This window comes from Nostoc sp. (assembly GCF_041747015.1).
Taxonomy (GTDB): Bacteria; Cyanobacteriota; Cyanobacteriia; order Cyanobacteriales; family Nostocaceae; genus Nostoc.
Window position 1 is genome coordinate 74,691 of sequence record NZ_JBGTFY010000244.1, and the last position, 18,537, is coordinate 93,227.

Genomic DNA, 18,537 nt, shown 5'->3' on the forward strand with positions numbered 1-18,537 from the left:
AACGATCGACAGATATTTTTGGAGGATTTGTAGGCGAAGATGAAGGTGGATTTTTAGGAACAAAGGCGATGTCTACGATGGTCACTGAGCTTGTCGTACCCTTCTCCTGTCGGAGACGCTACGCGAATGGGATCTTGCTACGCGCAGCGCGATGCCCTAAGCTTGCCGTACCCCTGCGGGGAAGCAAGCTACGCGGAGCGTCTCGTAGAGAAGTGCGGGCTACGCCTACGCAGCGTTACTATACTATTGGTGCGTTAATCTACACTTTTTTTCGAGAACCCACTAAAGTCTTGATGTCTTCTAATTGACTAAATTAATCCATAGAAACAATTGTGAGGTAATGAATGCGTTGCATTAGATTTTGGGTATTTTTGCCCGTTACCGTGATATTCGGCTGCTCAGATCAAGTGTTTCAATCTAGCCCATCTGTAGCAAACTCTACCCCATCTCTAGTTCAACCAGCCAGTCCAATTTTGTTAGCAAAGGCGAGTTACCTTTCACCGTTGGAACAACAGGTAATTGTTGAAACAAATAAGGTACGAAGAAATCCCAAGGCATACCTCCCGATTCTAGAAAAGTATAGAAAGAGCTTTGATGGGAACCGAGTCAAAATTTTTAATAATACCTATTTGCAAACTCAAGAAGGAGTCAAAGCAGTTGATGAGGCGATCGCATTTATGAAATCTGCTCGTCCTCTAGGAACGTTGAGTGCATCTAAAGGTATGTCTTTAGGCGCAAAAGATCACGTAAAAGATCAAGGACCAAAAGGTGCTACAGGTCATAGTGGTAGCGATGGTAGCAACCCCTTTACTCGCATCAACCGCTATGGTAAGTGGCAAATAACCGCAGGTGAAAATATTAGTTATGGACTAAACACTGCCCAAGATGTCGTCATGCAGTTAATTATTGATGATGGTGTGCGCGATCGCGGTCATAGAACAAACATCTTTAACGGCGCTTTTAAAGTGTCTGGTGTTGCTTGTGGAGCTCACAAATCATATAGAATAATCTGCGTAATTAATTACGCTGGTGGATACAGGGAAAAATAACTTGAGGTGAAAGGTTATTTTTGAGGCAATACAGTTTTATTGATAAGGGAATAACGTAATACTTTTATCTCCGCTACCACTACCCACTGTCTTACCATCTGGGCTAAAAGCAACGGAATAAACCGCATCTTCAGAGCCTGAAAAAGTACAGAATTCATTGCCTGTATCCACTTCCCATAACTTGATAGTTTTGTCTTTACTACCGCTAGCTATTATCTTGCCATTGGGGCTAAAAGCGACAGAACAAACATGATCAGAATGCCCAAATAAAGTGCGGATTTCTTTACCACTTTCTACGTGCCATAGTTTAATCGTCTTGTCCCAACTACCACTGGCTAACATCTTGCCATTGGGGTTGAAAGCAACAGAATTTATCCCTCCAAACCAATCAGAATGCCCTGTAAGGGTAAGGACTTTCTGTTTATCCAAATGCCAAATCTTGATGGTTTTGTCATTACCAGCACCAGCACTGGCTAAAATTTTTCCATCTGGGCTGAAAGCAACGGATAAAACGTCATCTGAATGCCCTTTGAGTGTGTGTACTTTCTTTCCTGTCTCTATTGACCAAAGTTGGATCGTCTTGTCCTTACTGCCACTGGCTAAAGTTTTTCCATCCGTGCTAAAAGCAACAGAGTAAACCTTTTCTTCATGTCCAGTTAAGGTACAGATTTCATTCCCTGTTAGGACTTCCCACAATTTAATAGTTTTGTCATCACTAGCACTGGCTAGAATCTTACCATTAGGGCTGAAAGCAACAGAATTTACTCCTCCAGACCAAGAAGACTCTCCATGTCCCTTAAAGGTGCGTGGTTCATGGTTAGCTAAATGCCAAATTTTTATGCTTTTGTCATCACTACCACTAGCTAAAGTGTGTCCATCAGAACTGAAGACGACAGACATTACTTTATTTGAGTGCCCTTTGAGAGTGCGTACAGATATTAAATCTTGCATATTTAAGAATTAAGAAATCAGCAGCAAATCTTACTTACTTAGTATTCCCAATTATAAGTACTATCTAACTCAAGGTATGATGTCGCCGTCGGAAGCGTATTATCTCCAACGCCGATTTAGCCGCAGTAAACTTTTTATCCTCTGACAAAATCTTTCTACTAGAGGTCTAGGTTTTGATACAGGTCTGGGCGATCGCAATGTACGTGCAGCCCCCGGATTTCTTAACTCTTGTTCTATAAGTGCCGCTTTATTTAAATCGGAAGTGGCTCTATATTCATATCCCAGTTGAGAGCAAATCAGCCCACGATATTTATATGCGTCAATATAGTAAGGATTCAGACGAATCGCGTGGGTAAAATCTGCGATCGCATCTTCATATCTTCCTTGTGTAGCATTTTCTACTCCCCAAGTATAGAAAGTTTCTGCATCCCAACGATTGACAGATATTTTTGGGGGATTTGTAGGCGAAGATGAAGATGGATTTTCAGGAATGGGAGGCTCGGATGGACTTTCAGATTTGAGATGGTTGTAAGCTGCGTTGATTTCTTTGATTTTTTCTTCAGCTTCCTGCTTTTCCTTTTGCTCAAAAAAGCGATCGGGATGCCAAATTTTCACCAGTTGACGGTAAGCTCGCTTCACTTGTGCTTGTGATGCACCGGGTTTCAGCCCAAGAATTTCATAAGCATGATTGATATCGAGGTCATCGCGCATACTGAAAAAATCGCTAACTATATAAACCTATGTTAACTATTCCTGTAAATCCTCTCCAATCAACTCAAACACCCCATTCTGGTTATCAGTGGGATGGTAGTAGTCGCCGCTTCTTTGAAGGCTGGTATTACCGCGTCACTTTGCCGGAAATTGGGCAAACATTTGCCTTCATGTACTCCATCGAAGACCCCATTGGTAATCAACCCTACAGTGGTGGTGCAGCCCAAATCCTTGGCCCAGATGATGAGTATTTATGCCGGACTTTTCCGAATGTAAAGAAATTTTGGGGTAGTCGGAATGCTCTAGGTTTAGGTCATTGGGGTAAAACTGATTTGCAAGTTTCTCCCCTCTACCTGATGCCAGGAGAGTTTGAGCATCATGTTCAAGAAGGATATCAAGCCACAGCCACTTTAAATCAGGGAGTAATTTGCGATCGCGCCACTAATAATTATTGCCGTTGGCAGTATGAAATTCAACCAGTATACGGTTGGGGCAATCAAAACAGCATTCAGCAATCAACCGCAGGCTTGCTGTCATTCTTGCCGATTTTTGAACCCGGATGGCAAATATTGATGGCTCACGGTCTAGCTAGCGGGAAAATTGACTGGAATGGCAAAATCTATGAATTCACCAACGCCCCAGCCTACGGCGAGAAAAATTGGGGCGGTGCTTTTCCTGAAAAATGGTTTTGGATAAATTGTAATTCCTTCAAGGGCGAACCCGACTTGGCATTAACTGCCGGCGGTGGACGGCGGGGTGTGCTGTGGTGGATGGAATCTGTAGCGATGATTGGCTTGCACTATCAAGGCAAGTTTTATGAATTCGCTCCCTGGAATTCACAAGTAGATTGGAAAATTCAGCCTTGGGGCAGATGGCAAATGTTAGCTCGTAACTCCAACTACGAAATTGAATTAACAGGAACCACCCATCTACCTGGTACACCTCTACGTGCCCCCACACCCGATGGTTTAAGATTTTGTTGCCGGGACACCATGCAAGGAAAGCTAGATTTAGAGTTGCGAGAACTAAATGGAAGAAAACCTAAAATAATCTTGAAAGCCGAAAGTCTTCTTTGTGGTTTAGAAGTAGGCGGCGGATCTTGGGATAATTGTTGGCAATCTCGCTAAAACTACTGCTATAATTATATATGCTTCGCAGTTGGGGTTGTAGCTCAGTTGGATAGAGCGGACGCCTCCTAAGCGTCAGGTCGTGCGTTCGAGCCGCACCAGTCCCGTTGTTTTCAGCCAATTAATATAGCAACAATTCGTAGGGCTGCACCGATTTACATAGGTGTCAAGTTAACGTATAAGCTAGGTTTAGCAAGCGTTCTAGGGTTGCCCTAAACCCTTCTGCCGAGTTGGGAAAAGGGGAACTGGAGAATTTGCTCTCTCTTCCCATTTCGGGCTATCCATTAGTCACGTCTTTTTTATTTCCTCTGGCTTAATCTTTTGTAACGCAAAAAGCTCATTGATTTGTTTACAATTCTTGATTTTTAAATTTGACTTTTAGGATATAAAGAGTCTGATTGAGGAGTAATAACCAATTTATTTACAGTTCTTGCCTTTTAATTTCTTAGGTAAAGTTTATTGTATTTTGAAATGGATAGCTCCTATGGACTGTTAATCTGTTAATTAAGTAAGCAATGTTTGAGCTTTATATATGTGTTTCAACTATTTAACAAAGCTTAAAATTTGCCAAATTAGCGTTGATTTCATAGCAATTAATTAGTTTGTTAGGAATCTCTGAGAGATTATATTCATCAAGTACACAACTTTCACAAACCGAATTCCCAACCCCGATGATGAATCATTACTCACTTCAATGGATTGAGATATGGTGCCAAGAAAATGGCTGGACAGATTTGTTTGTCGAGCGACGTAACAACTATTGGGCTTTTCCACCGGGTGGGGTAATGCCGGAACCAATCCCAGTTCATGTTCTCAGATTGATTAAAGCCGAAAAGGGATTAACCTTTGAAGAACGATTATGGTCGGTGTCAGCAGTGATTGGTACAATCCTAGCTGTTATTTTTACCTTTTGGTTTCAGTCTCCAATGCCATTAGTTTTGGCTTTCGCTTTTAACGCGGTTACAGTGGCTCAATTTGAACTTGAGGATGCCTAAATTCTTCTTTTGGGCTTTTTGCTATTAAAAACTGCTCTTAATCTGCTACTTTTAGTAAAAGCAGTTTTTAATTTACTCGCTAAAAAAACTGGGATACTCCTGCTCCTAGTTTCCAGTCTTCAACTTAGAGCGTCTTCTTCAAAGGCTAACTATTTTCTTGTATAGTTTCTCACCCTTGACTATCTCTTCATAGTATTGTTCATAGGGAGTGAACCTGAGCGATTCTTGTCGTCCTAAACCCAAGATGCCAAAGGTACAGAGACTATTATAAAAGAGTTCATGTACCCGCTTTTGAAGTACCTGATTGAAATATATGAGGACGTTACGACAAAGGATGACATTAAACTCATTAAAAGAACTGTCAGTTGCTAAATTATGCTGGGCAAAGACAACGTTTTCTCTCAGGGATGCTCGAAAAATAGCATTGTCATAAGCTGCTGTATAATATTCAGAAAATGACTTTTTGCCGCCTGCTTTTAGGTAAAGCTGAGTATATTCCTGCATCAGTTTGAGGGAGAAAATGCCACTTTTGGCATTTTGTAATACTTTCTCGTTAGTATCAGTGGCATATATGCGGCAACGGTGATAAAGTCCTTCTTCTTGTAGTAGAATCGCCAATGAGTAGACTTCTTCACCGGTGGAGCATCCAGCGTGCCAGATGCGAATAAACGGATAAGTTTGCAAGAAGGGGATAACTTGATTTCTGAAGGTGTTATAAAAGCTAGGGTCACGAAACATCGATGTTACATTTACTGTCAAACAAAGCAAAAATCGTTCCAGATAGGTACGGTTGTGGAGTAACTGCTCTTGTAATGCAGAAACATTAGCTAACCCTTCTGAGTTTATGAAGCCTTGAATGCGACGCTTGAGTGAGGAAAGAGCATAATTGCGGAAGTCATAACCGTAGTACTGATACACCCCTTCTAATAGCAGATGTATTTCGATATCCTCCAAGGTAGGTTTGAGCAAGGTCATAATAATTTATAATTAATAATTGTTGATTCATAATTCTTACCCCAGGCATGAATGGGCTTTTTGAAATAACAATGCTGAACTTTTGGTCATTTCCATAAATAAATCAGTTTAACCAAGTGACTGTTACTCCTAAAACAGCGATCGCTATTATTGAAATCCCAGCTAGCCATCTAACTTGGTAGCGCAAATTTTTAATCTCTTGGCTCAAAGTTTCTGTTTGTGTTACAGGATATGGTTTAAGTTGTGTAACTTCAATAGCTACCTCTTGAGGCTGATTTTGGGGATTTCCAAAAGTGACCTGTGAGTGTAGCCAATTAGTAATCAGTTGGGGACAGTTTTTCTTAAACCAATTCCAGGCGAAGGCTCTAAAAACTGGTTTGGACATTCTGGCAATTAATTTCATCACCCTGTTGAAGGGTTGCAAGGGAATTTTTTGGTTGATCAGGTTGACTGAGCCAACATCGTAAAGACAATTTAGAATTAGTTTGACAGTCGCTTCTTCACTGTTAAACAAGTTTTGCAGTAATAACCGAATATCACGCATCCGCTCTGCTTCAATATATTTTTCTGCCAACGTTTCTGGAGGACTTACGGTTGTATTTAGAGTGTTTTGTCTTACTATTGTCATATTGTTAACATAGCAGCCATCATAATGTAAGTACTAGTATCCGCCGAGAGAAAGGAATTTTATCTCAAGAGATAACCTGATTATTTTATTACTGAAGTGAATTTTCTGTCATTGTTATCAAACAGAATTCAGGAGTCAGGAGTCAGAATGGGCTAAACCTTAGCTATCCGCTAACAGAATGAATTCTGTACGAGTGGCGGACTTAAGCGTGAGCGCTCAGTCGAACGCTGAATAACTGGGTTTAAGACCCCACCAAATTGGGGTCAAGACGCTCTCTACGTTCGCGCAGCGTGTCGCAGACAGACGCTAAAAGCGTAGCTTGCTTCTCTGTAAGAGTACGCGGACTCGCTACCGCTGCGCTATCAGTGGCGGGTCTGAATCCCCGACTGACTTGTACTGATCCTGTCGTTGGCGCAGCCTCTCGTAGAGAAGTATTGATTCTGACTCCTGTTAGCGATAGCGGGGCGATTAGCCCATTCTGACTTCTGAATTCTTCTTCAATGTTTCTACATTCTTTCACCACTCCCTACTTCCTTACCGATACAACCAAACCCGGAGTAATGAAAGCAGTTGCTCGGTATCTACAGGTTTAGTGATGTAGTCAGAGGCTCCAACTTCGATGCACTTTTCCCGATCGCCTGGCATGGCTTTGGCAGTTAAAGCAATTATTGGTAGTGAGCGAAACTCTTGTTGTAGGCGGATGGCGCGGGTGGTTTCATAACCATCCATTTCCGGCATCATTATATCCATCAAAACTATGTTAATATCAGGATTAGCTTGCAGCTGGTCTATGCCATCTCTGCCATTTTCGGCAAACAGCACTTGCATTTGATAACTTTCTAAAAAGCTGGTGATGGCAAAGATATTTCGCAGGTCATCATCTACAATCAGAATTTTCCGATTAGCTAGCACCGGATCGCTTTGGTGTAATTGCTCTAGCATTTGACGCTTAGGTGGGGGCAAATTCGCTTGCACCCGATGCAAAAACAGCGCAGTTTCGTCTAACAACCGTTCTGGCGATCGCACATTTTTAATGATAATTGTCTCTGCTAGTCCCCGCAATTGGGTTTCTTCTTGGCGGCTGAGTTCTTTACCTGTGTAGATGATGATCGGTAGTTTCCAGAGGCTGGGTTCTTGCTTTATCTGCTCAATCAGGGCAAAGCCGCTCATATCGGGCAGACCTAGATCCAGTACCATACAATCAAAGTGATGCGATCGCAAAACAAGCAGTGCTTCTGCTCCCGTACCCACTGCTGTACTCTGGACATCGCCATTCCCAATTAATTCGATAATACTTTGGGCTTGTACGGGGTCATCTTCTACCACTAGGAGATTTTTTATCTGACGCTCAATAAAGCCTTTAATGTCAGCCAATACTTGAGTTAGTGCTTCTGGAGAGACGGGTTTTTGGAGATAAGTGATTGCTCCTAGTTGTAATCCGCGTTGCTGTTTTTCATCAACAGAGAGTATGTGTACTGGTATGTGTCTGGTATCGGGATTATGTTTCAGACGATCTAACACTGTCCAACCATCCATTTCTGGCATATGGATATCTAGCATAATTGCATCTGGCTCAAACTGTTGCGCTAGTGCCAGACCTTGTTTACTCTGTAAAGCAACGATTGTTTTAAAGCCCTGCTGACGTGCCATATCTAATAAGATTCGGGCAAATTTATCGTCATCCTCAATTACAAGTAAAATGCGATCGCTTGCTTGAATTGTTTCTCGGTCATCTGCAACTTCGTTGGGGAACGTGGGAAGCACTTTCGCTGATGAAGAGATGTCCACAGACGTAGGTCTGCTTGCGAGGAGAGGGACTTCTTTGATAATCGAAGCTGCACGTAGCCCGCTTCCCCGTAGAGGTACGGAGGTGGTTGACTCAGGCGGTGCTATGGTGATATCTGTCTCTGCTTGTAGCTTGGGCAAATAGAATGTGAAGGTGCTTCCCTGCCCTGGTTGGCTGACTAGCTCAATTCTCCCTCCCAAAAATTCAGCTAACTCGCGGCTGATAGATAAGCCCAAGCCAGTTCCCCCATACTTGCGGCTAGTTGTGCCGTCTGCTTGCTGAAATGCTTCAAAAATAATCTTCTGCTTTTCAACTGGAATGCCAATGCCCGTGTCGCTGACTGCAAAAGCAATCATGGAATTATCAGCTTGGTCTGCCTTAATTGCCATGCTAATTTGCAACTTCACACCTCCCTGTTCTGTAAACTTAAAGGCGTTAGCTAGGAGATTTTTCAGTACTTGTTGCAGACGTTTGGAGTCGTTATAAATTGTCGAGGGTAATTTCTCATCTAGTTCAATAGTAAAACTGAGTTCTTTATCGTCAGCAACTTGCCGGAAAGTTTGCTCTAGAGATGCCTGCAAATCTGCAAAATCAATTTGCTGAATATTGAGCGACATAGTACCTGACTCAATTTTTGCCAAATCTAAAATGTCATTGATTAACTCCAGCAAATCAGTGCCAGCAGAGTAAATAGTCTGGCTATACTCTACCTGTTTGTCGGTCAAGTTTTTAAGAGAGTTATCCGCTAGCAGCCTTGATAAAATTAACAAGCTATTTAGCGGTGTCCGTAACTCGTGGGACATATTCGCTAGAAATTCCGATTTATATTTGGAAGACAAGGCCAATTGTTCTGCTTTTTCTTCAAAAGACTGCCTCGCCTGTTCAACTTCCTGGTTCTTACGGGCAACTTCCCAATTTTGTACCTCTAACAATTCTGCTTTTTCTTCTAGCTCTTCATTTAATTGCTGCAATTCTTCGTTAGATTCCTTCAGGAGAAATTGTGATTCTTCCAACTCGTGCGCCTGTTCTTCTAAGCGTTGATTGGTTTGCTTTAGTTCTTCTTGCTGGCTTTGCAGTTCTTCTGTTAAAGTAACAGACTCTTTAAGTAGTTGCTGAGTTTGCAATTGAGAGGCAATGTTATTTAAAAACACACCAACGATTTGACCAAATTGCTCTAGGAATGTCAGATGCAAATTGCTAAAAGACCCAAACGAGGCAAGTTCAATTACAGCACTCACCTGCGTCTCAAACAGTATCGGCAACACAATAATATTTAACGGTGGAGCTTCTCCCAAGCCAGAACTGATGCGGATATAGTCACTAGGAACTTTAGTTAGGAGAATCTTTTGTTTTTCTAAAGCGCATTGTCCCACCAGTCCTTCGCCCAAGTGAAACTGGTTTGCGACGTTTTTGCGTTCTTGATAAGCGTAACTACTCAATAACTTGAGTACAGGCTCGTCGTCTATTGAGTCCATCAGATAAAAAACGCCCTGCGCTGCCCCAAGCATCGGTGCTAAATTTGACAAAATCAAGCGAGTCACACCTTCCAGATTCCGCTGTCCTTGAAGCATCTGGGTAAATTCAGCTAAGTTAGACTTGAGCCAATTTTGATCTTTATTTTTTTGATTTGTGTTTCGCAGATTAAGGATCATTTGGTTGAAGGTGCGAGACAACACGCCAATTTCATCCTGGCGATCGCTATCTGGTAAAGTGACTGATAAATCCCCACCTGCCATTTTTTCTGCTAAATCAGAAACTTGCTTCAACGGTACTGAAATATGTCGGGTTAGCAAGAATCCAATTACAACTAAGATGATAAAAAATAGAGGAATACTAAAGAAAATATTAGCTATCGTTTGCTGGGCAGCAGCTTGTACTTTGTTAGAGCGCTGCTTTAGGAGTACATTCTCCTCTTTTTCCATCGCCACGATTACCTGACGAATTTCAGTCATCAGTTGCTTGCCCCAATCTGTCAGCACGACCTTCTGAGAAGCTTCAAAGCTTTGATTCTGGCGCAAGTCAATAGTTTGTCGAAGTTCAGCCAGTTTTTTAGTAATTAGTGGCTGCAAAATGTCCAGCCGCCGTTGTTGGTTGGAGTTATCTGCTGTTAACCGCTGAAGTTCCTTTACTTTTGGCTCTACAAGCTTAATGGCAGCGTTATAAGGTTCTAAATAGCGTTGTTCTCCAGTAATAATGTAACCGCGTTGCCCAGTCTCAGCTTTTGTCAGTTGCAAGTTGAGTTCTTCCAGCTGACTTATTACCTGATATGTATGTTTTTCTTGCTGTGAAGTTTTAATTAGTTCATTGGTGTTTTGGTAGGAGATTAGACCAATAGTAGTTAGAGTTGCCAAACTCAAGGCAAAACTAACTCCAATCTTGGTTCCAATCTTCAAACGTTTCAACATTATTTCAGACAGTTACTTAAATGATTCTATCGCTATGATTATTATTTTTTAATAATTCAACTATCATTGAATATCTGATTATGATGATTGAACAACTTTTGACCTGACAAAAAAACTAAATAGAAAACTCAAGCCGATGGATAGTAAAAATTAGGCTCACTCAACCATAATTTATAGAAATTATAAATGTTGTGGGTCTTGGCGTTGGATATAATGAAATCATTGACATGATATATCACTACTATACAGTTACACCTTAGTCTTAATTATCCCCAGTTGTATCTTGCAGGAAACTGCAAAAGGCAACCCATATTTATACGAGTGCAAAATTTATAGGAGAAGCATATTGCTTTTCCTATAAATTTTCAGGAATGTGTATAATTAAGATATATGACCAAACTTCTGCCAATTGACTTTGACGTTTAATTAAAAGTAAAGATTAGTATTCATAACATAGCGATCGGTTCTATTTGCATTACTTGTCGGTTGGCTATAAATACGAAAATGTTGAATCTTGTTACTCTCTAAAATAGCTCTCGCACCTGCAATGTAAATATCAGTGCCATTTAGCACTACAACATAATTGCCAAGCTTCACTTGGTCTTCATAATGTCTAGCCAGATCGTCAGGAATTCCTAAAGTGGTGTAGTTATGTTTAGAATTGCTAATATCTAGCCCACTTAGACCGTTAAGCGTGCTGATATCTTTAGCAACTACCGAAACCTGACTCATCGGAAAGCCAGCTGTTCTCAGTTCAGTAAGTGCTGCTTCTATATCTTGGCGAGCATAAAATACACCAACTCCATGTTTATAGCGCCTATTTTGCGACGAACATATTTGATAAATAGCCGATTGTTGAACACAACGACGATTAAAAATCCTCTCGACAAGACGAATTTCTATATCTATTCCAGTTACTATCACCAGATAGTAACCCTTGGACACTAAGTCGCTGTAACCGTGTGCTTGCTCTTCAGGAATTCCTAAACCTAGTAATGCCCCAACCAGAGTACCTGCGGTTACAGCGATCGCACTGCCTGCTAAAGTAGTAGCGATCGTTGTTTCTTCTAGTTCAGGTACCGTGACTGGATTGATATCAGCAATCGTCAACACGCCTAGACCAACTAATAAGCTAGTAAGACCACCTAAAGCACCTTGATGTGATGTATTACTAGTTGGCTTTTTAACTTCCACACTAGGAATATCACCCTGTTCTTTTACATTCCGTGCAATTACAGAAACTTTGTGCATTGGAAAATCAGTAGCTTTTAGTTCCTGAAGCGCCAATTCTGCGTCTAAATGTTTAGCAAAAATACCTAGAAACCTTCGTTCTTTTTCTAACGTCATTTTACTGTTTCTAGTTACTAGAAATGATTCCCCAAAGTATTGACCGAACTCAGGAAATTACACAGCGCGACGAGTTAGCAAACCCCAAAGGAAAATCAACAGCATGGCACCAAGAACTGCAAACAAAATGCTTCCAAGTGAGAAAGCACCTGCGGACGCTGCTGCTGCTGAACCACTTCCTAACAAAGTTTGACCTAAATAACCACCTACTACAGCTCCAAGAATTCCTAAAACAATAGTCGAGAAAATACCGCCACCTTGGGTTCCTGGATAAAATAACTTAGCTAACGCACCTGCAATTAAACCCAATACCAACCAAGCTATTATGTTACCCATAAGAATTCTCCTTTTGTGAAAACGTGGTTTGTTTGCTTTTGACTATTTCATAATAAAATTTATCTGCAAAATTTCTGATCTATCTGAAGAACTAATATCAAAAATCTTTAGATATCATTCTAATGGTCACAACGCAATGAAGAGCGTTTTCTTCTTAGATACCTGGAAACGAGATTTGCAAAGGTTTCACTTGAAGTTGATACAAATCGTAGATGTGCTATCCAAAGGAGAACTTCTAGTTTTCGCCAGCCACAGGTAGACTTATAGTAAATGTACTACCTTGCCCTGGCTCAGATATCACATCGATTGTGCCTTGATGTGCTTCAATAATGCAGCGAGATAGATATAGCCCCAAACCGCTACCAGAACGCTGGTGTTTACCTTGGCGAAATCGCTCGAATAAAATTGCTTGGTCTTGTTTAGAAATTCCTGATCCTGTATCTTTGATGTCAATAGTCACTGCCGCCAAAGCGACATGGCAATGAATATCTACAAAACCCTGGTCTGTAAATTTGATCGCATTACCAATGATATTTGTCAAAACTCGCCGCAGTTCTATGCGATCGCCCATGATGGTACTTGTAGTTTCGTCCCGATTAATGTTGAGAGCTAATCCTTTTTCTTCAGCTAAAGGAGTTAATTCTTGGGCAACTTCACTAACTAATTCTTGAATATTACAAGGAGAAATTTTTAAGGTTTTACAACCCGCCTCATGACGATAAACTTCTAACAAGGTATTTACCATTTCTAGCAGGTCTTGGTTACTGCCAATCATGGTATCAATTATTTCTTGCAATTGTGGTGAAACTTCGCAAAACCTCCCTTCTAACAATAATTTTAATACCCGGTTAGAGGCTACCAACGGTATGCGTAAATCGTGAGTAAAACGCGAGACAAAATCTGCCCGCAGGTTAGCCATCTGATCTCGTTCGTCGATACTATGCTTGAGGCGCAGGAGCGATCGCACTCGTGCATCTAGTTCATCAGGATCGAATGGTTTACGAATGAAATCATCTGCACCAGCATCGAGTCCTTTAACAACGCTCGACTCATAGTGAGCTGTGATTAGCAAAATGGGGATAAATGGCAACGCCTGATTCTGTCGGATGCGTCGAGTGAATTCATAGCCATCTATCTCTGGCATCATCACATCTAAGAGGATTAAGTCTGGTGGTGACTGCTCAACCATATTTAGAGCAATTTTGCTACTTTCCACCAAGCTAATTTCATAGTCCTTATCTTCTAGGACTGCTTCTAAGACCAGTAAATTGTCAAGAACATCATCGACAACGAGAATTTTATCTTTTTTGACAGTTTTAGTTAAAGACATGGCTAAATATAAATAAAAAAGAAGTGCTTGGCTATCCCTTGCAAATTTAGTAATAGCTTACTTCACCAGCGCTGAGATGATTAAAAATTCACGTTTTCGTATAAAGCTTCCTAAATTTAAAGATATTATTTTTAAGTAATTCTACTGAAATAGTATTTTTATGCATTAGTTAGTGCTAATATTTAAATTTTTACAAGTATCTTAACCAATGGTAGATGAAGTTAGCGAAATAATACCAAAGGCATTGCTTTTTGGATAAAATCCTGAACAGAAGAACAAGATTATTTTAATCTGTACTTTAGATAGATAACAGTAAAATTAAGCAACTATGAGTGAAATCAAGATCCTCGTGATTGAAGATCACAACCTTACAAGAATTGGCTTACGGGCTGCCTTGCAAACCCAGCCAGAGTTAAAGATTGTTGGTGAAGCAGCAAATGCAGCAGATGGAATAAAGCTTCTGAAAACTCTCAAGCCTGATGTTGCTACTATTGACATTGGTTTGCCTGACATGGATGGTATTGAACTAACACGCACATTTAGGCAATATCAAGCCGAGAATGAAGATTATACAACAAAGCTACTGATTTTAACTATGCAGAATAGTGAGCAGGCAGTTTTAGCAGCATTTGCAGCAGGTGCAGATTCTTATTGCATGAAGGATATTGAAAGTGAGAAACTGGTTGAGGCTGTGCGAACCACATACTCAGGTAGCTCATGGATCGATCCAGCGATCGCAGACCTTGTACTACAACAAATACGTCAAGATTTCCCCGATGCCAGCAGAGGGGCAGCAGGAAAAAGAGTCTTGATTGAAGGCATTGACCCTGATGTTGAGAAAAGTATAGTCGGCTATCCTTTAACTCCCCGCGAGATGGATGTTTTGGAGTTGATTGTCGCTGGGTGTGACAATGCAGAAATTGCCAAAAGGCTTTATTTAACGGTCGGTACTGTAAAAACTCATGTTCGAGGTATTCTCAATAAACTCTGTGTTGCTGACCGTACACAGGCTGCTGTCCGTGCTTTGCGTGCTGGGTTGGTATCCTGAGTAAGTAATATCATATTCGGCGAAAGACTTAATTATTACAGCAGTTTCCGGCGTTGCCTAAAATAGAGATGATTCTTGTGGGATGGGCATCCTGCTCACCTGGAAATACAAGGGAGGGGCAAGACTTCGACCCTTTGACAAGCCTGAGGAACCATTGAACGCTGCCCATCCCACAAATATGCAACGCCATAAAATTTTACAGACAAAAAGTTAATATTGACTCAATAGTAAAAACCCTACCTGGAATAACCCGATAACAAAACCCAAAACACCACCTAAAGTCACGATCGCCTGCAATTCATTTTTGACAATTCCCTCTATTGCAGTTTCTAAATCAGCCGCTGAAGTTGATTTTACACGGTCAACTATCACTTGATCTATCGACAAAATTGGAATCACCTGTGCCACAATTACTTCTAAATCTTTTTCTAAATACTTTTCTAAAATTAGAGCCAACTCTTGACTCATAACTTCTAAAGAAGTACTTACAACAGGTGAACTACTAAGACGATTCAGCAGCACTACAGCAATATTTTCCCAATCAACAGAATCAGTTAATCCTTGTAAAAAATCGCTGCCACTATTTTGCAGGTAATGGCGGACACTTTCACGGGTAGTTTTTCGGAGTTGGCGCACCGTCCCAATTGGCAAGTTTTGTAATGATAAATTTTGTAGTAATTTCCGAATGCGATCGCGTATTTGCAAATCTTGAGTCAATTCCTGCAAGCGAGCATTAGCAACCTCTTTTTCATCCAAACAAAAAGTCCGTAGCCGTGTGAGAGTATTACGTAAACCAAATAAATTTGCTACTACCCAATAAGTACCACTACTTTTTTCTCGAAAGCCTTCATCAATAATTTGAATTGTGCGATCGGTCAAAAAATCAACTATCGTCTGGCGCAGCAAATCAGGCGGTAAAACTACTTGCAATAACCAATCAGCAAGCCGCGTGGCTTGTTCTTCACTAAGTTGAAATTCCAGCAATATCTGGTCAAAAATTTGATTGATCTGCGCTTCTAAAAAATCTTCACGTCGCGCCAAAACTTTGAGTAATCGTGGTAATGATTCCCCTAGTAAATCCCGCAAAATTCCCGCTACAATTTTGGCACTTTTCTGGTTTTTATCTGTTTTGATTTGTTCGATGGCTAACCGCAACAACCAGATAATTGCTGCTTGTACCCGTTCTGTTTGCAACAGACGCTTTGCCAGATTTTGCAATTCTTGCGGTGTCAGCAGCGATCCCATGATTGTATCGGAAATGTTCAGAGCCAGACGTTCCTGGTTGCGGGGAATCAATCCAGGGGTGAAAGGTACTCTTCGTCCAGCGATATAAATTGCTCGGTAAGGACGGAACAACATTTTTATGGCTATATCATTTGTGAAATAACCAATAATTCCACCCAGTACCGGGGGAGACACATAAAGCCAAAGATGAGACCAGTCCACAGGGAAGAATTAAAAAAGTTAGGAGTTTAGAGTGAGGAGTTAAGAATGATAAATTTTAAATGAGAATTTATCACTACTGATAATTCATAACTTCTAACTCATCACTCATTTTTCTTGACTACCAGCACTCCCATCATATCGCTCGCAATGGGGTAGTGGGTAGCAACAGCAAAACCAACTTGACGCGCTAACTCTACTTGCTCTTTCCCGATGGGAAAACGGTCTAAGCTGGGACTGATGTAAGCATATTCTTCTTTTAAGCCTAAATGATTGGCAACTGGGACTACAAAACCGTCCAGATACCACTGTTGAAAGGCACGTAGCGCCGGATTACTCGGTCGATGAAAGTCTAAAATTGCGGCTTTAGCGCCTGGCTTGAGGACACGATATAACTCTTGAAGACTGAGGGGAATATCTTTAACATTTCTTAAACCATAGCCCATTGTTGCGGCGTCAAATTGGTTGTCATCAAAGGGTAAATTTAGCACATCGGCTTCTACCCAGTTGATAACAGGTTGGGGGTACTGCTTTTGGGAGCGTTCTCTAGCAGTTTTTAGCAGGTTTGGGGAAAAGTCCACTCCATACACCTGTCCTGTTGTTCCCAGATGCCGTGCCAAACGCAGGGCTAAATCACCACTACCGCAACACAAATCTAATGCAGTATCTCCCGGTTTAGCTGCACTCCATTTCACTGCCATTTCTTTCCAGATTCGATGCTGTCCCAGACTCAACCAATCGTTTAACTGGTCATAAACTGGAGCAATGCGGTTAAAAATGGCCTGAATTTCGTTAGTCATTGGTCATTGGGCAGAGGGCATTAGTCATTGGTTTTTGACAACGGATAAATGACTAATGACAACTATACAATGGTTTAATGGCAGCCACTACTCGTAAGAGCGATCGCTATTAGTTGCGCTGACAAATCGATTAGCTTTAATTCATCTTCTCGCAAAGTACACGGTTGTTTCCACTGTAGTGACAATACCCCCAACAGTTTATTTCGGTAGCTAATTGGGATAACTGAATGTGCTTGCACGCCAGTGTTTTGGTAGTGAATAGCATCATTTAAGTTAGTGTCTTTAGGTATATTTAAGGAAGTTTGGATTTCCCCTGTGGCGATCGCCTCTGTTGTTAATGGGTCTTGGGAGAGCCAGTTTTCTATTATACCTGCATCGCTGTAAGTTCCTTGAGCCGCAACCAAAGTATTTCCATCTGTAAGTTGTAGAATACAACCTTCCACAGCAAAAGTCTCACCAACGGCTCTAGCAATTGGGGCGAGGGTTGCCTCTAAACTAGAAGTTGTTTGAGTTATTTGTACCAAGACACTCACCAGTGCCATCTGAACGTGAGCACGGCGTAATTCTTCTGTACGTTGCTTGAGTAAGTCGTAGGTTTCTGCTGCTCTTTGTACCACCGCCTTCAGTTCCCCTGGGTCCCAAGGCTTAGTGATATATTTGTAGACTTGCCCAGCGTTAATCGCCTCTACCAAGTCTTCAATATCAGTAAATCCAGTCAGAATTATCCTTACCGTATCGGGAAACTGAGGTACAGTTTTGCTGAGGAACTCAGTTCCTTTCATTTCTGGCATCCGTTGATCGGAGATAATCACCGCTACCTCTCCTTCTGCTGCCAAAACTTGTAGGGCGTGAACCCCACTATCAGCTTTCAAAACATTAAAGTCGCGTCTAAAGGTGCGATAAAGCAGATCGAGATTATCTGGCTCATCGTCAACTACCAGTATTTTGAGCTTTTTTGGGCGTTCAAGAGTCATCACTTGAGACTGGACTTTATCAATTTCGAGACTAGGATTATCCATAAGATATTTCCTTTAAATATTCACTATCTTGTTATATTCCATACCCAGTTTAGTTGAGAATATTTCAGATGTATTAAGTGTTTTTACGGTCTTAATTTGCATTTTTAACTATGGTGGCTGTGAGTGATACAGAGATATTTGTCTGCTCAAATATCTGAATTAGAAAAAATTGCACCAAAAAAACCAACTAAATCAGCGTGAAATCGACGGATCTTAGTGGCTATAAGCCTTGTAAACAAAGGATTTTTGAAGCCAATGCTGAAAAAACTCTCAGCCATTAGTTGAGAATAAAGTCAATAATTGACCTATTCAGAAGTTACTGATTTTATTTTCAATAAGTTCAAGGATTTTTATAACCAGGCAGCGTTTGCTCCAATTCAAAATATGACCGGACAATCAGGAGCATTGTTGCAGTCAAGGTGGGTAGACATAGCCTGCCTGACTACCAGACTACAACCGAACGGCATCGCTCAAAAGCAGAACTCATGGCGAGCCAGGGCTATTTCATTCTCATCTAGCCCGCCTCAGAATGAATTCTGAGTCTAATAGCGAAAGTCGTCTAAAGACGACCGAAAAAAGGTTATAGT

The 18,537-nt window shown here is 41.2% G+C and carries 16 protein-coding genes and 1 tRNA gene; 5 read left to right on the plus strand and 12 right to left on the minus strand.

Annotated features, from left to right (window positions below; genetic code table 11):
• Positions 1 to 344: 344 nt before the first annotated feature.
• Positions 345 to 1,049, plus strand: coding sequence for a CAP domain-containing protein (locus ACEW80_RS20130; protein WP_373528287.1), 705 nt, complete (start codon positions 345 to 347; stop codon positions 1,047 to 1,049).
• A 36-nt stretch (positions 1,050 to 1,085) separates the two neighbouring features.
• Here the strand turns inward: ACEW80_RS20130 and ACEW80_RS20135 are convergent, their stop codons facing one another.
• Together ACEW80_RS20135 and ACEW80_RS20140 are read right to left on the minus strand one after the other, a co-directional pair.
• Complete coding sequence (locus tag ACEW80_RS20135; protein WP_373528288.1) at positions 1,086 to 2,000, minus strand: WD40 repeat domain-containing protein; 915 nt, start codon at positions 1,998 to 2,000, stop codon at positions 1,086 to 1,088.
• Between the two features lie 99 nt (positions 2,001 to 2,099).
• Positions 2,100 to 2,711, minus strand: a complete 612-nt coding sequence (locus ACEW80_RS20140; RefSeq protein WP_373528289.1) for a DnaJ domain-containing protein — start codon at positions 2,709 to 2,711, stop codon at positions 2,100 to 2,102.
• Positions 2,712 to 2,740: 29 nt separating this feature from the next.
• Between ACEW80_RS20140 and ACEW80_RS20145 the strand changes: the two genes are divergently transcribed.
• The 3 genes from ACEW80_RS20145 (at position 2,741) to ACEW80_RS20155 (ending at position 4,833) form a co-directional block, all read left to right on the plus strand.
• The gene (locus ACEW80_RS20145; RefSeq protein WP_373528290.1) at positions 2,741 to 3,838 is read left to right on the plus strand and encodes a tocopherol cyclase family protein; all 1,098 of its coding nucleotides are present in this window, start codon (positions 2,741 to 2,743) and stop codon (positions 3,836 to 3,838) included.
• A gap of 33 nt (positions 3,839 to 3,871) precedes the next feature.
• Positions 3,872 to 3,945 (plus strand) — tRNA-Arg (locus tag ACEW80_RS20150).
• A gap of 564 nt (positions 3,946 to 4,509) precedes the next feature.
• The gene (locus tag ACEW80_RS20155) at positions 4,510 to 4,833 is read left to right on the plus strand and encodes a hypothetical protein (RefSeq protein WP_373528291.1); all 324 of its coding nucleotides are present in this window, start codon (positions 4,510 to 4,512) and stop codon (positions 4,831 to 4,833) included.
• 138 nt (positions 4,834 to 4,971) lie between these two features.
• On the opposite strand, the gene ACEW80_RS20160 is transcribed toward ACEW80_RS20155, so the two are convergent.
• The 7 genes from ACEW80_RS20160 to ACEW80_RS20190 form a co-directional block, all read right to left on the minus strand.
• Positions 4,972 to 5,808, minus strand: a complete 837-nt coding sequence (locus tag ACEW80_RS20160) for a protein-glutamate O-methyltransferase CheR (RefSeq protein ID WP_373528292.1) — start codon at positions 5,806 to 5,808, stop codon at positions 4,972 to 4,974.
• A gap of 103 nt (positions 5,809 to 5,911) precedes the next feature.
• Complete coding sequence (locus ACEW80_RS20165; protein WP_373528293.1) at positions 5,912 to 6,436, minus strand: hypothetical protein; 525 nt, start codon at positions 6,434 to 6,436, stop codon at positions 5,912 to 5,914.
• Positions 6,437 to 6,677: 241 nt separating this feature from the next.
• Positions 6,678 to 6,959 (minus strand): hypothetical protein, encoded by a 282-nt coding sequence (locus ACEW80_RS20170; protein ID WP_373528294.1) that lies wholly within the window; start codon positions 6,957 to 6,959, stop codon positions 6,678 to 6,680.
• An 11-nt stretch (positions 6,960 to 6,970) separates the two neighbouring features.
• Positions 6,971 to 10,627 (minus strand): response regulator, encoded by a 3,657-nt coding sequence (locus ACEW80_RS20175; protein ID WP_373528295.1) that lies wholly within the window; start codon positions 10,625 to 10,627, stop codon positions 6,971 to 6,973.
• 426 nt (positions 10,628 to 11,053) lie between these two features.
• Complete coding sequence (locus ACEW80_RS20180) at positions 11,054 to 11,974, minus strand: hypothetical protein (protein WP_373528296.1); 921 nt, start codon at positions 11,972 to 11,974, stop codon at positions 11,054 to 11,056.
• Positions 11,975 to 12,031: 57 nt separating this feature from the next.
• On the minus strand, positions 12,032 to 12,310 hold the full coding sequence (locus ACEW80_RS20185) for a GlsB/YeaQ/YmgE family stress response membrane protein (protein ID WP_373528297.1): 279 nt from the start codon (positions 12,308 to 12,310) through the stop codon (positions 12,032 to 12,034).
• 235 nt (positions 12,311 to 12,545) lie between these two features.
• Positions 12,546 to 13,640, minus strand: coding sequence for a response regulator (locus ACEW80_RS20190; protein ID WP_373528298.1), 1,095 nt, complete (start codon positions 13,638 to 13,640; stop codon positions 12,546 to 12,548).
• A gap of 328 nt (positions 13,641 to 13,968) precedes the next feature.
• Here ACEW80_RS20190 and ACEW80_RS20195 point away from each other — a divergent pair, with 328 nt between their 5' ends.
• Positions 13,969 to 14,688 (plus strand): response regulator, encoded by a 720-nt coding sequence (locus ACEW80_RS20195; RefSeq protein ID WP_373528299.1) that lies wholly within the window; start codon positions 13,969 to 13,971, stop codon positions 14,686 to 14,688.
• Between the two features lie 210 nt (positions 14,689 to 14,898).
• Here ACEW80_RS20195 and ACEW80_RS20200 read toward each other — a convergent pair whose 3' ends face one another.
• From ACEW80_RS20200 to ACEW80_RS20210, 3 genes are all read right to left on the minus strand, one after another.
• Positions 14,899 to 16,134 (minus strand): DUF445 domain-containing protein, encoded by a 1,236-nt coding sequence (locus ACEW80_RS20200; RefSeq protein WP_373528300.1) that lies wholly within the window; start codon positions 16,132 to 16,134, stop codon positions 14,899 to 14,901.
• 101 nt (positions 16,135 to 16,235) lie between these two features.
• On the minus strand, positions 16,236 to 16,931 hold the full coding sequence (gene ubiE / locus ACEW80_RS20205) for a bifunctional demethylmenaquinone methyltransferase/2-methoxy-6-polyprenyl-1,4-benzoquinol methylase UbiE (protein ID WP_373528301.1): 696 nt from the start codon (positions 16,929 to 16,931) through the stop codon (positions 16,236 to 16,238).
• Between the two features lie 74 nt (positions 16,932 to 17,005).
• Positions 17,006 to 17,950, minus strand: a complete 945-nt coding sequence (locus ACEW80_RS20210) for a response regulator (protein ID WP_373528302.1) — start codon at positions 17,948 to 17,950, stop codon at positions 17,006 to 17,008.
• Positions 17,951 to 18,537: the final 587 nt, after the last annotated feature.

Bases quoted from the DNA above. Each gene is read 5' to 3' on its own strand.
- ACEW80_RS20185 (WP_373528297.1), bottom strand. From the start codon at position 12,310: ATGGGTAACATAATAGCTTGGTTGGTATTGGGTTTAATTGCAGGTGCG.
- ACEW80_RS20190 (WP_373528298.1), bottom strand. From the start codon at position 13,640: ATGTCTTTAACTAAAACTGTCAAAAAAGATAAAATTCTCGTTGTCGAT.
- ACEW80_RS20165 (WP_373528293.1), bottom strand. From the start codon at position 6,436: ATGACAATAGTAAGACAAAACACTCTAAATACAACCGTAAGTCCTCCA.
- ACEW80_RS20175 (WP_373528295.1), bottom strand. From the start codon at position 10,627: ATGTTGAAACGTTTGAAGATTGGAACCAAGATTGGAGTTAGTTTTGCC.
- ACEW80_RS20195 (WP_373528299.1), top strand. From the start codon at position 13,969: ATGAGTGAAATCAAGATCCTCGTGATTGAAGATCACAACCTTACAAGA.
- ACEW80_RS20145 (WP_373528290.1), top strand. From the start codon at position 2,741: ATGTTAACTATTCCTGTAAATCCTCTCCAATCAACTCAAACACCCCAT.
- ACEW80_RS20130 (WP_373528287.1), top strand. From the start codon at position 345: ATGCGTTGCATTAGATTTTGGGTATTTTTGCCCGTTACCGTGATATTC.
- ACEW80_RS20210 (WP_373528302.1), bottom strand. From the start codon at position 17,950: ATGGATAATCCTAGTCTCGAAATTGATAAAGTCCAGTCTCAAGTGATG.
- ubiE (WP_373528301.1), bottom strand. From the start codon at position 16,931: ATGACTAACGAAATTCAGGCCATTTTTAACCGCATTGCTCCAGTTTAT.
- ACEW80_RS20155 (WP_373528291.1), top strand. From the start codon at position 4,510: ATGATGAATCATTACTCACTTCAATGGATTGAGATATGGTGCCAAGAA.
- ACEW80_RS20140 (WP_373528289.1), bottom strand. From the start codon at position 2,711: ATGCGCGATGACCTCGATATCAATCATGCTTATGAAATTCTTGGGCTG.
- ACEW80_RS20135 (WP_373528288.1), bottom strand. From the start codon at position 2,000: ATGCAAGATTTAATATCTGTACGCACTCTCAAAGGGCACTCAAATAAA.
- ACEW80_RS20180 (WP_373528296.1), bottom strand. From the start codon at position 11,974: ATGACGTTAGAAAAAGAACGAAGGTTTCTAGGTATTTTTGCTAAACAT.
- ACEW80_RS20160 (WP_373528292.1), bottom strand. From the start codon at position 5,808: ATGACCTTGCTCAAACCTACCTTGGAGGATATCGAAATACATCTGCTA.